Here is a 13,693-nt window from a genome sequence, read left to right as displayed (position 1 = left end):
AGGCAGGAGACACGAGATGTCCGCATTGATCCTTCTGACCTTTCTGGGCGGCGCCGTCATCGCCATGCCCATCGCGCATGCGCTGCTGGTCGGCGCCCTGGCCGCGGCCGCCACCTCCGACCGCATTCCGCTGGACCTGCTGGTGCAGCAGATGGTGGCGCAGGTGCAGAGCTTTCCGCTGATCGCCATTCCGTTCTTCATGCTCACCGGCTCGCTCATGATGGGCGGCAAGCTGGGCGAGGCACTGGTGGGCGTGCTGTCGGCGCTGATCGGCCGCTTCCACGGCGGCCCGGCCCAGGTCGGCGTGCTGTCGTCCACGCTGTTCGGCGGTGTTTCGGGCTCCGCCGTGGCCGATGCCTCGGCCATCGGTTCGCTGATGATTCCCTGGCACAAGCGCCTGGGCTATCCGCCGGCGTTTTCGGCCGCCACACTGGCGTCGGCCGCAACGATCGACATCCTGATTCCGCCGTCGATCCCGATGATCCTGTTCGCGCTGAGTGCGAACGCATCGATCGCCTCGCTGTTCGTGGCTGGCGTGCTGCCGGGCATCCTGATGTGCGGCGGTTTCATGGCCGTGTGCTGGTGGGTGGGCAAGCGGCGCAACTTCCCGCGCGAGACCGGGCGCTTCGATGGGCCAGCCTTTCGCCAGCACCTGTTCTACGCTTCGCCCGCGCTGCTGCTGCCGGTGCTGATCATCGTGTTCCTGCGCTTCGGCATTGCGACCCCGACCGAGGTGGCTGTGCTGTCCACGCTCTACGCAGGCGTGGTGTCGGTCCTGGTGTACCGCGACCTGGGATGGAAACGCCTGCATGAGGCCGTCGTGCACTCTGGGCTGGCGACGGGCGTGGTGCTGCTGGTGATCATGGCCTCCGCCGCCATCGGCTGGCTGCTGACCTTCGACCAGATGCCCACAGGCATCGTCGACTGGGTCAAGGGCAACGTCCAGGCCAAGTGGATGGTCATCCTGCTCATGAACCTGCTGATGCTGTTCATCGGCATGTTCATCGACCTGCCGGCTGCAGTGCTGCTGCTGACGCCCGTGTTCGTGCCGCTGGCCAACAGCATCGGCATGGACATGACCCAGCTGGGCATCATGATGGTCGTGAACCTGGCCATCGGCCTGTACACGCCGCCCGTGGGCACCACGCTCTTCATCACCAGCGCGCTGGCCAAGGTCAAGGTGGGCCAGACCGTGCGCGAACTGGGGCCGTTCTACTTCGTCGCCTTCGGTGTGCTGGCACTCGTCTCCTACGTGCCTGCCTTCATCCTGCGCTGATCCGTCTTTAACTTTGCAAGGAATGCTCCCGTGAACGCATCCACCGACACCCGCGTCCGCCTGGCGCAGGCCGCCTGGCGCATCCGCCGCTACGCGCTGCGCATGGGCGAAGTCCAGGGCCAGGGCTACATCGGCCAGGCCCTGGGCTGGGCCGACGTGCTGGCCGTGGCCTATGGCCACGCGCTGAACCTGCAGCCCGAAGATCCGCAGTGGGAGGGCCGCGACCGCTTCCTGCTGTCGCACGGCCACTACGCCATCGCCCACTACGCCGCGCTGATCGAGGCCGGTGTCATCGCCGAGGACGAGCTCGACAGCTACGGCAGCGACGACAGCCGCCTGCCCATGTCTGGCATGGCCAGCTACACGCCGGGCATGGAGATCTCGGGCGGCTCGCTGGGCCAGGGCCTGGTCATCGGCGTGGGCATGGCGCTCGGCCTCAAGCACAAGAAGAACCCGGCCTTCGTCTACAACTCCATGAGCGACGGCGAGCTGGACGAGGGCTCGACCTGGGAGGCCGCCATGTCGGCCGCCCACCACCGGCTGGACAACCTCATCTGCCTGGTCGACATCAACAACCAGCAGGCCGACGGCCCCTCGGGCAAGGTGCTGGGTTTCGAGCCGCTGGCCGACAAGTGGGCCGCCTTCGGCTGGCATGTGCAGCGCGTGAACGGCAACGACCTGCCGGCCGTGCTGGCCGCGTTCGACGCCGCCCGTGCGCTCAAGGACGCCAAGCCCCGCGTGATCCTGTTCGACACGCTGATGGGCAAGGGCGTGCCCTTCCTGGAGCAGCGCGAGAAGAACCACTTCATCCGCGTCGACCCGCCCGAGTGGCAGCAGGCCCTCGCCATCCTGGACCAGTCGCAACCCGAAGGAGCCGCCGCATGAACACCGCCGTCGCAGAGAAAAAGCCCAAGCTCACCACCTCGGCCATGATTGCCTCGATCGCCAGCGAAGGGCAGCGCGTCAAAGCAGCGCCCTTCGGCAAGGCGTTGTTGGAGTACGCCGCCACGCGGCCTGACGTCGTCGGGCTGACGGCGGACCTGGCCAAGTACACCGACCTGCACCTGTTCGCCCAGGCCTACCCCGAGCGCTTCCACCAGATGGGCATGGCCGAGCAGTTGCTGATGGGTGCCGCCGGCGGCATGGCCAAGGAGGGCCTGGTTCCCTTCGCCACCACCTACGCCGTGTTCGGCACCCGCCGCGCCTACGACTTCATCCACCAGGTCATCGCCGAAGAGAACCTGAACGTGAAGATCTGCTGCGCGCTGCCCGGCCTCACGACCGGCTACGGCCCCAGCCACCAGGCGACCGAGGACATCGCCATGATGCGCGGCATCCCGAACCTCACCATCGTCGACCCTTGCGACGCGCTGGACATCGAGCAGGCCGTGCCGCAGATCGCCGAGCACCCCGGCCCGGTCTACATGCGGCTGCTGCGCGGCAACGTGCCGCTGGTGCTGGACGACTACGACTACCGCTTCGAGCTGGGCAAGGCCAAGATGCTGCGCGAAGGCAACGACGTGCTGGTCATCTCCAGCGGCCTGCTGACCATGCGCGCGCTGGAAGTCGCGCAGGATCTGCAGGCCGACAACGTGGGCGTGGCCGTGCTGCATTGCCCCACGATCAAGCCGTTGGACGAAGCCGCCATCGTGGCCGCCGTGCGGGCTAGGCCGCGCCTGGTGGTGGTGGCCGAGAACCATTCGGTCATCGGCGGCCTGGGCGAGGCGGTGGCCAGCGCCCTGCTGCGCCACGGAGCGCAGCCTGCCGGCTTCCAGCTGGCCGGCCTGCCCGACGCCTTTCTGGATGCGGGCGCCTTGCCCACGCTGCACGACCGCTACGGCATCAGCCGCACGGTGCTGGGTGCCCGCGTGCGTTCCTGGCTCGGCTGACGCCGCAGATCCGGTGCGCGCGCCAGGCGCGCATCCCTGTCCCGTCCTTCTGACACAAGGGCCGTGCCGCGCATGGTCCGGGATCGACGCGCCCTCTTCGCAGGGCAAGCATGTTGCCGGCGTGGCTCACCGGCAACGCCTTTAAGAGCGAGCCGATGGGAGACAACGATGAAACCTTCTCATGCCATGTGCATGGTGGCGCTGGCGGCACTGACCGCGTGCGGCGGTGGCGACGACGACAACAACAGCCCGCGCCTGACCGGCCTGGCGGTGACGACCAGCGCGCACAGCGGTGAACGTCTGGAGCCGGCATTCGACCCCGCGGTACGCAACTACACGCTGCGCGTGCAGAGCGACATCTTCGGCGTGCTGCTGCAGCCCACGGCCGATGGCGCGGCGGCGCAGACCTCGGTGACCGCCGCCATCACGGCCGGGGCGTATAGCACGACCGTCGCGAACACCGATGTCGCCGCACCCGAAGCCGTGCCGCTGGCGCAGACCCTGGGCAACACCGGCTACATGGTCAAGCTGTCGCAGAGCTACGCTGCCTACGACGTCGAGTACGTGCAGACTGCGACGGTCACGGTGGCCGATCCGGCGTCGGGCGACGCCGCCAACTACACGGTCCGCATCGTGCGCGACAACGATGCGGCCGTCCGCGCCAGGTTCGGCGCCGAGAAGGTCTTCACCAGTGCTGCCGGCACCGCCATCAAGTACCACATCTACTACCCGCCGAACTACGCCGCCAGCAGCAAGACCTACCCGGTGGTGCTCGCGCTGCACGGCGTCGGCCAGCGGGCTGCCGGTGGCCAACCGTCGGACATGGTGCTCAAGCGCACCAAGCAGGCCACCATCTGGGCACAGGACTCGGAGGCGAGCGCGGCCAAGGAAGCCATCGTCATCGCGCCGCAAGCCAACACGGCCTGGGCATCGAACGATCCCACCGGCAGCCTGTCGGCCGACGGCCAGGCGGCCTATGAGCTGCTGCAGAGCGTCATGGCGACGGAGAAGGTCGACGCGGCGCGCATCTACCTCACCGGGCTGTCCATGGGCGGCAACGGTGCGCTGCTGATGGCCGAAAGCTACCCCGCCACATTCGCCGCGGTGTTCCTCAATGCCGCCTGGGCCGGGGGCGCCAACAGCACCACCGTGACCGGTGCGGACTACGACTGGGCCGGCATCAAGCGGCACCTGGACGGGCGCATCCGCATCGTCGCCGCCGAGGACGATCCCGATGTCCGGCATCCGGCCTACCTGAACCTCGTCAAGCAGTTGACGGACCATGGCATCAGCTTCCAGAACAAGCTCTACCCCAGCGGCACCTTCTTCGCGCCGACCGCCCACTTCGTGTGGATCGCCGGCTATGCCGATGCCGCTGCGCGCGACTGGGTCTTCGGCCTGAAGCGCTGAGCCTGCCGCCGTGGCGCAGGAAGCTGCCACGGCGGCGGCCGTTCCCATGGACGTGCCATCGTGTCCGGCGCCACAATCGCTGCGCACTTGTGGAGCGCCCATGGAACTGCTGACCCACGGCCGACAGAAATTTCCCCGCGCCGCGCTGGCCGCCTCGTCTGCCGGCCTGGGCTGGCGCGGCATCGCGGCCGAGCTGCGCGCGCACCCGGCCGGCGACCTGCCGCCGTTCCAGTCCGACCAGCTGGAGATCACGCTCGCGCTGGCCGGCGAGCGCGATGCCTTCGTGAGCCGCAAGGGCGCCGGGCTGCGCCAGCAGACGCGGGTCGATGCCGGCACGATCTGGATCTCGCCCGTGGGCGTGGGCGAGGACGACATCCGCATCACGCGGCCGCTGCAGCGCATCCTGCACCTGTACCTGCCGGCCCAGCCCTTCGAGGCGCTGTCGGACACGCTGGGCGGCAGCCGCTTCGGTGCGCAGTCCATCCGCTACCTGGCCGGTGTGCAGGACGGTCTGGTCCGCCAGATCGGCCAGACCCTGCTGGACGAGATGGCCGCGCCCACGGCCGGTGGGCGGCTGCTGGCCGAGAGCCTGGGTGCGGCGCTCACGGCGCGGCTGGTGCAGGCCTACTCCGACCGGACCGACCGCCTGCCGGCGCCCCCGCGCCAGGCGCTGGACGCGCGCCGCGCCGAACGCGTGCTGGCCTACATGCAGGCCCATCTGGCCGAGGACATCGGCCTGCACGACCTGGCGGCCGTGGCTTGCCTGAGCCCGTTCCACTTTGCGCGCATGTTCCGCCAGCGACTGGGCATGCCGCCGCACCGCTACCTGGCGCAACTGCGCATCGAGGCCGCGCGCCGGCTGCTGCGCACGGGCCTGCAGCCGCTGGCCGACATCGCGGTGGCCTGCGGCTTCTCCGGCCCCTCGTCCTTCACGCGCGCATTCCGCCAGGCCACGGGGGTGACGCCGGGCGTGTTCCGGCGTGGCGGCGGGCCGGCCTGAGCGCATTTCGGCAATCGGCGCACAGCAGGCCGCAATCTGGGAACAGCGCAGCGCGCCCGCCTGGGCGACGATGCGTGGCCATGTCCCCGCCCTACGCCATCCAGGTCTGCATCGCCCACCGCAACGCCTTCGTCGCACAGGGCCTGCGGGCCGCGTTGGTGCAGCAGGCCGGCATCGAACTGGTCGACGCGGACAGCGCGCAGATCGTCGTGGCCGACCAGGCCGGGGGCCTGGCCCTGGCCGGCGGCAGTGCTGCCAAGGTCCTCGTCCTTGCCGAGGACGACCAGCCGCAGCAACTGCGCGCAGCACTGGCGGCCGGCATCGATGGCTACCTGCACCTGGACGGCACACCGCACGATCTGCTCACAGGCATCCGGCTGCTGGCCGGTGGCGCGCGCTACCTCGGGCCGACCGCGGTGCAGCGCCTGGCCGACAGCCTGCAGCACGCCCCACTGACGCCGCGCCAGCTGCAGGTGCTGCGCCTGGTGGCGCGCGGGCGCAGCAACAAAAGCGTGGCACAGGCGCTGCGCATCGCGCCGGGGACGGTCAAGTCGCACATGAAGGCGATCCTGGGGCAGCTGGGGGCGCGCTCGCGCACGCATGCCGTGCGGATCGCGCTGGAGCGCGGGCTGCTGGACGCGGCGGCGTGAGATTCAGGCGGCGGCAGCCGTCGCCGCGCTGTCCCCGGGCTGCGGCGGGGCCTCGTGCTGCCGCCGTGCCCGCAATACGCCGTTGACCTCCGCGCCGAAGATCAGCGTGGTGCCGCTGGCGTACAGGAAGACCAGCGTGGCCACCACGCCCGCGAAGCTGCCGTAGACCAGGGCCAGCTTGCCCGCGCTGTGCAGCGTGTACGAGAGCAGGGCGGCCGCGCCCACCCACAGCGCCGCGCCCACCACCGCGCCTGGCAGCACCGTGCCCAGGCGCTGGCGCGTGTCCGGCAGCCAGGCGTAGGCGACGGCGTAGAGCGCGCTCAGTACCACGAAGGCCGATCCGTAACGCACGCTGTTGCGCAGCCAGGGCGTCTCCTGGCCGGCGCCGATCTGCTGCTGCAGCAGCTGCCACAGGTAGGGCATCACGATCACCGAGCTGAACGCGAGCAGGATGCCGCCGCCCACGACCACGGTGAACAGCGTGACCTTGAGCCGCGCTTTCCAGAACGCCGTGCCGCGCTCGATGCCGTAGGCGCGGTTCAGCGCCGTGCGCACGGCCTGCATGCCCGAGGACGCCGTCCACAGCGTGACCACCAGGCCGATGGCCAGCAGCGCCTGGTTGCGCTGGGCCAGCACCTGCTGGACCACGGGCTGCAGGGCGTCGCGCACCAGTTGGGGCGCATAGCCGAGCACGCGGCCGACCAGTGCTGCGGCATCGCCGGGCTGGCCCACGTAGCCGGCGGCGGCGGACAGCAGCAACAGCAGGGGAAACATCGAGAGCACCGACGAGAAGGCCAGGCTGCCCGCCTGGTTCGCGCTTTGGTGCAGCACGTAGTTGCGAATGGCCCGCAGCAGCACGCCCAGCCCCGGGGCGGCCAGCGCGGCATGTTTCAGGCGGCGCCAGATGTCGGCCATGGGTTCCTTTGTGCGGTCGTCCGCGTTGACTCGGAAGCCAGGAGCCTAGGCGCCGTGCGCGCGCACCGCTGCCGGACAAGGGCGACAAGGCCTGTGGGCCGGCAGACCTGGGCGGTCCTGCCCCATTGGGCAGAGGTGGCTTGCTCTTGCAAGGGGGATGCCGGCGCGGCGGCCGCGGTGCATGCTCCACGGCCAGGGAAGCCCGTTGCGTCCCGCACCATTGAAAGGCCCAGCCATGTCCGCCACGACCCTTGCCGATCCGCCTGCAAGCACGATCCCCGGCTACACCTGCGGCACGCCGCAGTCGGCGCGCTCGCCGCTGTCCGAGCAGGACTTCGCCGACCTGCAGGCCACGCTGCTGCTGGGCGAGGCCGACCTGCAGGCCCTGCGCCTGGCGCACCAGATCCTGCAGGACCAGGTGGAGGACGTGCTGGACGTTTGGTATGGATTTGTCGGCAGCAGCCCGCACCTGGTGCGCTACTTCGCCGGCAGCGACGGCGCGCCCGACGCGGCCTACCTCGCGGCCGTGCGCAAACGCTTCGGCGCCTGGATCCTGGACACCACGGCCGCGCGCTACGACCGCGCCTGGCTCGACTACCAGTACGAGATCGGCCTGCGCCACACGCGCCTCAAGAAGAACCGGACCGACGGCGTGCACTCCACGGCGGACGTGGTCCACCTGCGCTACCTGATCGCCTTCATCGTGCCGCTGACGGCCACCATGCGGCCCTTCCTCGCCAGGAAGGGCCATGCGCCCGAGCAGGTGGAGGCCATGCACCAGGCCTGGTTCAAGGCCGTCACCCTGACGGCCACGCTGTGGGCCCAGCCCTACCTGCCGGCCGACGACTTCTGACCGCTCCCGAGGAAACTGCCATGACCCGACTGACCCATGCCGCCGGCGCGCCGGTGGTCGACAACTTCAACATCCAGACGGCAGGCCGGCGCGGTCCGGCCGTGCTGCAGGACGTGTGGCTGCTGGAGAAGCTCGCGCATTTCGACCGCGAGGTGATCCCCGAGCGCCGCATGCACGCCAAGGGCGCCGGCGCCTACGGCCACTTCACGGTCACGCAGGACATCACGGCCTTCACGCGCGCCGCGCTGTTCGCCCAGGTCGGCAAACGCTGCGAGGTGTTCGTGCGCTTTTCCACCGTGGCCGGCGAGCGCGGCGCGGCCGATGCCGAGCGCGACATCCGCGGCTTCGCGATCAAGTTCTACACCGAGGAGGGCAACTGGGACCTGGTGGGCAACAACACGCCGGTGTTCTTCCTGCGCGACCCGCTGCGCTTTCCGGACCTGAACCACGCCGTCAAGCGCGACCCGCGCACGGGCCTGCGCAGCGCCACCAACAACTGGGACTTCTGGACGCTGCTGCCCGAGGCGCTGCACCAGGTCACCTACGTGATGGGCGACCGCGGCCTGCCGCGCAGCTACCGCCACATGCACGGCTTCGGCAGCCACACCTTCAGCCTCTTCAACGCGGCGGGCGAGCGGCACTGGGTCAAGTTCACCTGGAGGACGCAGCAGGGCATCGCCAACCTCACGGACGCGGAGGCCGCCGCAGTGGTTGCCGGCGACCGCGAGAGTTCGCTGCGCGACCTGTACCAGTCCATCGAGGCCGGCGACTTCCCGCGCTGGACGCTGTATGTGCAGACCATGTCCGAGCGCGCTGCGCAGCAGCGTCCGGTCAACCCCTTCGACCTGACCAAGGTCTGGCCGCACCGCGACTTCCCGCTGCGCGAGGTCGGCGTGCTGGAACTGAACCGCAACCCGGAGAACCACTTCGCCGAAGTCGAGCAGGCCGCGTTCTCGCCAGCGCAGACCGTGCCCGGCATCGGCTTCTCGCCCGACCGCATGCTGCAGGCGCGGCTGTTCTCCTACGGCGACGCCCAACGCTACCGGCTCGTCGTGAACCACCACCAGATCCCGGTCAACGCGCCGCGCTGCCCGTTCCACAGCTACCACCGCGACGGTGCCATGCGCGTGGACGGCAATGCCGGCGGGACACTGTCCTATGTGCCCAACAGCGCGGGCGAGTGGGCCGACACCCCCGCAGCCGGCGAGCCTCCCCTGCCGCTGGAAGGCGTGGTGCAGCACTGGGAGCACCGCGAGGACGACGACCACTACGCCCAGCCCGGCGCGCTGTACCGGCTGATGTCGCCGGGCGAGCAGGAGCGCTTGGCGGCGAACACGGCGCGGTCCATGGGCGATGCGCCGCTGCACATCCGACAACGCCATGTGCAGAACTGCAGCCGCGCCGATGCGGGCTATGGCGCGCGCGTGGCCGCCGCGCTCGGCCTGGGCTGACGCGGCCTTGCCCCTTTTGGGAGATGCCTGCTTGCCCCCTGCGGGACTGCGCCGGCCGCGGGCGGTCGCGCAACATGCCAGCACCTACCCACCCACGGAGCCCCCATGTTCGGACTCACCACCCTCGGCTTTCTGCACACCGCGATCAGCTTGGTCGCGCTGTGGACCGGCTACCAGAGCCTGTTGCAGCGCGGCGCCATCGACCCGGGCCGGCGGCTCGGCCAGGTCTACCTGTGGACCACGGTGCTGACCTGCCTCACGGGCTTCGGCATCTTCCAGCGCGGCGGCTTCAACGAGGCCCACATGCTGGGTGTGCTGACGCTGCTGGTGCTCGGCCTGGCGCTGCTGCCGCTGCGCATGCGCTGGTGGCCCTACGCGCAGACCGCGCTGTGGACGCTGACGCTGTTCTTCCACATGGTGCCTGGTCTGACCGAGACCTTCACGCGCGTGCCGCTGGGCGCACCGCTGTTCACCGGCCCGGACGATCCGAAGCTGCAGGCCACCGTCGGCGTGGTGTTCTGCGTGTTCGCCGTGGTCATGCTGCTGCAGATGCTGTACCGGCGCCGGCGTGCCGGGCCTTCCACTCCTGCCGCCGCGCGCACGGCCTGAAGGCCGGGGCCGTCAGCCCTGCAGCCGCGGCGCCCAGTCCTCGGCCTGGCCCTGCTCGCGCCGGCGGCGGAACAGCCGCTCCCACGAGGGCGGCAGCGGCAGGGCCAGCACCTCGTCCAGCACGGCCGGCACGCAGCTGCGCTCGGCGATCAGCCGCAGCAGCCGTGCGATGGACCAGTTGGCATGCGGCCGTGCCAGCAGCAGCACGCTGTCGCCGGCCTGCACCTGGCCCGGCTGCACCACGCGCAGGTACCAGCCGGCGCGGCCGCTGTCCTGCACGCGGCGCGCCATGTCCGGCACTCCGAAACGGTCGTTGAGCTTCCAGCAGGGCTGGCGGCCCTGGCTCACCTCGCACTGCGCGCTGCCGATCTGCCAGCGGTCGCCGATGCACACGCCGTGCTCGTCCAGCCCGTCCAGGCTCAGGTTCTCGCCGAAGGCCCCCGGCGCCTGCAGCCTGCTCGCGGGGGGCAGTTCGGTGCGCCACACGGGGTAGTGCACGCTGGCGTAGCAGTGCACGGCCTTGTCGGGGCCGCCGTGCACGCGCAGGTCGCCTTGCTCGTCGCCGGCCAGCCCCAGCGCACCGACGGCGACCGGCCCGGCCTGCGGCTGCTTGTCGATGGCGCTGCGGCTGCCCGGCCGCGTGTAGGGGCGGGCCGGACCGGTCAGCACGGTGCGCACGCGGGCGATGGCCTGCGTCACAGGCGCTCCAGCCAGGCGCCGACCACGCGCTCCAGCGCGGCGGCCAGGCCGGCACCGTGGCGCGCGGCATCGCCGCGCAGTGCGGGGATGTCCACGCCGGCCTGGGAAAGCTCGGTCGCGTGGCCGACCAGCCATTGCTCGATGCGGCGCGGGTCGGCCTCCAGGTGGAATTGCAGCGCCAGTGCCGCCGGATGCGGCATGAAGGCCTGGTGCGGGCACGGCCCGGTCGCGGCCAGACTCGGTAGGCCGGTCGGCAGTGCGAACTGGTCGCCGTGCCAGTGCAGCACGCTCTGGCCCTGCAGCGCGGCCAGCGGCGAGGTGCGGCCGGCCTCGGTCAGCTGCAGGGGCGCGAAGCCGATCTCCTTGTGGCCATGGGCCATCGGCGCGACCGCCGCGCCCAGCGCGCGTGCCATCAGCTGCGCGCCCAGGCAGATGCCCAGCAGCGGCCGGCCGCTGGCCAGACGCTCGCGCACCAGCCGCACTTCATCGGCGAGCCAGGGGTAGCGCGCATCGTCGTGCGCGCCGATGGGGCCGCCCAGCACCACTAGCAGGTCGACCGCCGCCGGGTCGATGCGGTCGGTGTCGTCCACTCCGGCTTCGTGGTAGTCGATGCGCTGGCAGCCATGTGCGCGCAGCAGCGGATCGAGCAGGCCCAGGTCTTCGAACGCGAGGTGTCGCAGGGCGAGAACGGTGCGGATCTTCATGCGGCGGGAGCAGTGGTGGACGTGGCAACAGGGGGCAAGGGGCAGCCGCGATCATCGCAGCCGTCGGCCGCTGGCAGCGCGTGCGCAGCAGGCAGGGGCTCCCCCACCAACTGCCCCAGCAGCGCGCCCAGCTGCAGATCGTCGATGGGGCCGAAGTGGTGCAGCCGCACGCGGCCCTGCCGGTCCAGCACGACCAGGCTGGGCGTGCCGCGCAGGCGCAGGGCCTGCATGCTCAGCGGCACGCCGTCATGGCCGTCGGGCTGGTCGATGCCGATCGGGAAGCTCAGCCGGTACTCGTGCACGAAGGCCCGCAGCGCGGCCACGCGGCCCATCACGGCATGGTGTTCGAACACCGTGTGCAGGCCCACCACGGCCAGCTGCTCGGGCGGGAACAACTGGTGCAGGCGCTGGGCCTGCGGCAGGCCGTGCGACACACAGCCCGGGCACAACATCTGGAAGGCGTGCAGCACGACGACGCGGCCGCGCAGCGATGCCAGCGTGATGGGCGTCGGCGTGTTGAGCCAGTGCGCGACCTGCAGCGCAGGCGCGGGAAGCGGCGTCGTGCTGGTCATGTCGGTGCCGCCCGACCGCCCGCAGGCACTGACGCGCCCCCACGGGGGCCGCGATACGCGCCGCGATGCGCGTGGGGGGCCATGTTCAGGCGCCTTGGCGGTGCAGGCGCACGGCCGGGAAGTCCACCGGCACGTCGAAGGCCAGGTTCACGTAGTTCGTGAACAGGTTCAGCGCCACATGGGCCACGATCTCGACCGCCTCCTCGTCGCTGAAGCCCGCGTCGCGCAGGGCCTGGACATCGGTGGCATCGACCTGGCCGTGCGCCTCCACCAGCCGCAGCGCGAAGCGCAGCGCCGCGGCCGTCTGCGCATCGGCCGATTCGCCGCGCTGGGCCGCGGCCATCTCCTCGGCCGTGGCGCCGGCCTTGCGGCCCAGCAGGGTGTGGGCGGCCAGGCAGTAGTGGCAGGCGTTGCGTTCGGCCACGGCCACGGCGATCTGCTCGCCCAGCTTCGCCGGAATCACGCCCGCGCCCAGCGCGCCGAAGCTGCCCCACATGCTCTTGAGCGCGGCCGTCGAGTTGGCAACCGCGCGGAACATCGCGGGCGTGGTGCCGAATGCGCCGTGGATCTGGGCCAGCAGCTGCTGGCGCTCGCCGCTGGTGTCGGAGGTGGAGAGCAGGGGGATGCGGGACATGGTGGTTTCCTTTCGGTGGGGATGAGGATGTCAGTGTGCGTGCCCTGCCTGTACCATTGGGTGCGAATCGTCCATGGATCATGCCGAATCGTCCAGAAGCCCCGCCCGACCCCCTGGACCGCCTGTCCGCCCTGCTGGAGCGCTGCCGCGTGCGTGCGCGGCTGTTCCACCAGGGGCCGCTGTGCGGCGTGAGTCCGTTTCCGGCAGTGCCGGGGCGCGGCTTCCTGCACGTGATGCGTGCCGGCCGGCTGGAGCTGCGCCATGCGCCACGCAGCGGCCTGCCGCGCCTGCTGACGGTCACGGAGCCCAGCCTGCTGTTCTATCCGCGGCCCGTGGCCCATGTGTTCCACAACCCGCCCGTCGAGGGCTCGGATTTCGTGTGCGCCGAGCTGGAGTTCGAAGGTGGCGGGGCCAACCCGCTGGTGCGCGCCTTGCCCGCCCTGGTGCTGTTGCCGCTGGCGCGCGTGGAGGGATTGCAGGCCGCGCTGGCGCTGCTGTTCGCCGAGACCGAGCGGCTGCGCTGCGGCCAGCGCCTGCTGGCCGACCGGCTGTTCGAGGTCGTGCTGATCCAGCTGCTGCGCTGGTGCATCGACCATCCGGCCGAGGCCGGCATCCAGAGCGGTCTCCTGACCGGCCTGGCCGACCCGCGGCTGGCGCGCGCACTGGTGGCGGTGCACGAAGCCCCGGGCCATGGCTGGACCCTGGAAGCGATGGCACAGCGCGCCGGCATGTCGCGCAGCACCTTCGCCGCGCAGTTCCACGCCGTGGTCGGGCAGACGCCGGCCGCCTACCTGGCCGATTGGCGGCTCACGCTGGCCCAGGCCGGACTGCGCGCAGGGCGTCCGGTCAAGCAGCTGGCCGACGAGCTCGGCTACGGCGGCGCGTCGGCGCTGTCGCGGCTCTTCAGTCAGCGGCTGGGCCTGTCGCCACGGGAATGGCTGGCGCGGACACGCTGAACGCGACCGCCCGGCGGTGCCATCCGTCCGTACCGGGCCCAGGCGCTGGCGGCGGGCGCTGACCATCGCGGTCGG

General features: G+C 70.9%; 15 protein-coding genes. 10 read left to right on the top strand and 5 right to left on the bottom strand.

What is annotated here, in order from left to right:
* Positions 1–16: 16 nt before the first annotated feature.
* From ASF45_RS03520 to ASF45_RS03495, 6 genes are all read left to right on the top strand, one after another.
* Complete coding sequence (locus ASF45_RS03520; protein ID WP_056656897.1) at positions 17–1,276, top strand: TRAP transporter large permease; 1,260 nt, start codon at positions 17–19, stop codon at positions 1,274–1,276.
* Between the two features lie 30 nt (positions 1,277–1,306).
* A complete protein-coding gene (locus tag ASF45_RS03515; RefSeq protein WP_056656894.1) occupies positions 1,307–2,161 on the top strand; it encodes a transketolase in 855 nt (284 codons plus the stop codon).
* Positions 2,158–3,165, top strand: coding sequence for a transketolase family protein (locus ASF45_RS03510; RefSeq protein WP_056656891.1), 1,008 nt, complete (start codon positions 2,158–2,160; stop codon positions 3,163–3,165). The genes ASF45_RS03515 and ASF45_RS03510 overlap by 4 nt, the downstream gene beginning before the upstream one ends.
* A 168-nt stretch (positions 3,166–3,333) precedes the next feature.
* The gene (locus tag ASF45_RS03505; RefSeq protein WP_162243954.1) at positions 3,334–4,575 is read left to right on the top strand and encodes a PHB depolymerase family esterase; all 1,242 of its coding nucleotides are present in this window, start codon (positions 3,334–3,336) and stop codon (positions 4,573–4,575) included.
* A gap of 100 nt (positions 4,576–4,675) precedes the next feature.
* On the top strand, positions 4,676–5,575 hold the full coding sequence (locus ASF45_RS03500; RefSeq protein WP_056656885.1) for a helix-turn-helix domain-containing protein: 900 nt from the start codon (positions 4,676–4,678) through the stop codon (positions 5,573–5,575).
* An 80-nt stretch (positions 5,576–5,655) separates the two neighbouring features.
* Complete coding sequence (locus ASF45_RS03495) at positions 5,656–6,225, top strand: response regulator transcription factor (RefSeq protein ID WP_056656882.1); 570 nt, start codon at positions 5,656–5,658, stop codon at positions 6,223–6,225.
* A 3-nt stretch (positions 6,226–6,228) separates the two neighbouring features.
* On the opposite strand, the gene ASF45_RS03490 is transcribed toward ASF45_RS03495, so the two are convergent.
* Positions 6,229–7,140, bottom strand: coding sequence for a YihY/virulence factor BrkB family protein (locus ASF45_RS03490; protein WP_056656879.1), 912 nt, complete (start codon positions 7,138–7,140; stop codon positions 6,229–6,231).
* A gap of 235 nt (positions 7,141–7,375) precedes the next feature.
* Between ASF45_RS03490 and ASF45_RS03485 the strand changes: the two genes are divergently transcribed.
* The 3 genes from ASF45_RS03485 (at position 7,376) to ASF45_RS03475 (ending at position 10,053) form a co-directional block, all read left to right on the top strand.
* Entirely contained in the window at positions 7,376–7,993 is a 618-nt protein-coding gene (locus tag ASF45_RS03485) for a protoglobin domain-containing protein (protein WP_056656876.1), read from the top strand.
* 20 nt (positions 7,994–8,013) lie between these two features.
* Entirely contained in the window at positions 8,014–9,444 is a 1,431-nt protein-coding gene (locus tag ASF45_RS03480; RefSeq protein ID WP_056656873.1) for a catalase, read from the top strand.
* A gap of 105 nt (positions 9,445–9,549) precedes the next feature.
* Positions 9,550–10,053: a hypothetical protein gene (locus ASF45_RS03475; RefSeq protein ID WP_056656870.1), complete on the top strand. Its 504-nt coding sequence runs from the start codon at positions 9,550–9,552 to the stop codon at positions 10,051–10,053.
* Positions 10,054–10,065: 12 nt separating this feature from the next.
* Here ASF45_RS03475 and ASF45_RS03470 read toward each other — a convergent pair whose 3' ends face one another.
* The 4 genes from ASF45_RS03470 to ASF45_RS03455 form a co-directional block, all read right to left on the bottom strand.
* Positions 10,066–10,752 (bottom strand): MOSC domain-containing protein, encoded by a 687-nt coding sequence (locus ASF45_RS03470; RefSeq protein ID WP_200932099.1) that lies wholly within the window; start codon positions 10,750–10,752, stop codon positions 10,066–10,068.
* Positions 10,749–11,450 (bottom strand): glutamine amidotransferase, encoded by a 702-nt coding sequence (locus tag ASF45_RS03465; protein WP_200932108.1) that lies wholly within the window; start codon positions 11,448–11,450, stop codon positions 10,749–10,751. Before ASF45_RS03465 ends, ASF45_RS03470 begins: the two co-directional genes overlap by 4 nt.
* 2 nt (positions 11,451–11,452) lie before the next feature.
* Entirely contained in the window at positions 11,453–12,028 is a 576-nt protein-coding gene (locus ASF45_RS03460; protein WP_056656864.1) for a redoxin domain-containing protein, read from the bottom strand.
* An 85-nt stretch (positions 12,029–12,113) separates the two neighbouring features.
* Positions 12,114–12,662: a carboxymuconolactone decarboxylase family protein gene (locus ASF45_RS03455; RefSeq protein ID WP_056656861.1), complete on the bottom strand. Its 549-nt coding sequence runs from the start codon at positions 12,660–12,662 to the stop codon at positions 12,114–12,116.
* 80 nt (positions 12,663–12,742) lie between these two features.
* Here ASF45_RS03455 and ASF45_RS03450 point away from each other — a divergent pair, with 80 nt between their 5' ends.
* Positions 12,743–13,618: an AraC family transcriptional regulator gene (locus ASF45_RS03450; RefSeq protein WP_056656857.1), complete on the top strand. Its 876-nt coding sequence runs from the start codon at positions 12,743–12,745 to the stop codon at positions 13,616–13,618.
* Positions 13,619–13,693 lie beyond the last annotated feature (75 nt).

Origin of the sequence: Pseudorhodoferax sp. Leaf265 (assembly GCF_001422365.1) — a bacterium.
Lineage (GTDB): Bacteria > Pseudomonadota > Gammaproteobacteria > Burkholderiales > Burkholderiaceae_C > Pseudorhodoferax.
This window is presented reverse-complemented; position numbering and strand designations above follow the sequence as displayed.

What these genes read in the sequence shown, in the direction of transcription:
- ASF45_RS03455 (WP_056656861.1), bottom strand. Translation starts at nt 12,662, where the DNA reads ATGTCCCGCATCCCCCTGCTCTCCACCTCCGACACCAGCGGCGAGCGC.
- ASF45_RS03505 (WP_162243954.1), top strand. Translation starts at nt 3,334, where the DNA reads ATGAAACCTTCTCATGCCATGTGCATGGTGGCGCTGGCGGCACTGACC.
- ASF45_RS03510 (WP_056656891.1), top strand. Translation starts at nt 2,158, where the DNA reads ATGAACACCGCCGTCGCAGAGAAAAAGCCCAAGCTCACCACCTCGGCC.
- ASF45_RS03460 (WP_056656864.1), bottom strand. Translation starts at nt 12,028, where the DNA reads ATGACCAGCACGACGCCGCTTCCCGCGCCTGCGCTGCAGGTCGCGCAC.
- ASF45_RS03480 (WP_056656873.1), top strand. Translation starts at nt 8,014, where the DNA reads ATGACCCGACTGACCCATGCCGCCGGCGCGCCGGTGGTCGACAACTTC.
- ASF45_RS03450 (WP_056656857.1), top strand. Translation starts at nt 12,743, where the DNA reads ATGCCGAATCGTCCAGAAGCCCCGCCCGACCCCCTGGACCGCCTGTCC.
- ASF45_RS03495 (WP_056656882.1), top strand. Translation starts at nt 5,656, where the DNA reads ATGTCCCCGCCCTACGCCATCCAGGTCTGCATCGCCCACCGCAACGCC.
- ASF45_RS03490 (WP_056656879.1), bottom strand. Translation starts at nt 7,140, where the DNA reads ATGGCCGACATCTGGCGCCGCCTGAAACATGCCGCGCTGGCCGCCCCG.
- ASF45_RS03485 (WP_056656876.1), top strand. Translation starts at nt 7,376, where the DNA reads ATGTCCGCCACGACCCTTGCCGATCCGCCTGCAAGCACGATCCCCGGC.
- ASF45_RS03475 (WP_056656870.1), top strand. Translation starts at nt 9,550, where the DNA reads ATGTTCGGACTCACCACCCTCGGCTTTCTGCACACCGCGATCAGCTTG.
- ASF45_RS03520 (WP_056656897.1), top strand. Translation starts at nt 17, where the DNA reads ATGTCCGCATTGATCCTTCTGACCTTTCTGGGCGGCGCCGTCATCGCC.
- ASF45_RS03500 (WP_056656885.1), top strand. Translation starts at nt 4,676, where the DNA reads ATGGAACTGCTGACCCACGGCCGACAGAAATTTCCCCGCGCCGCGCTG.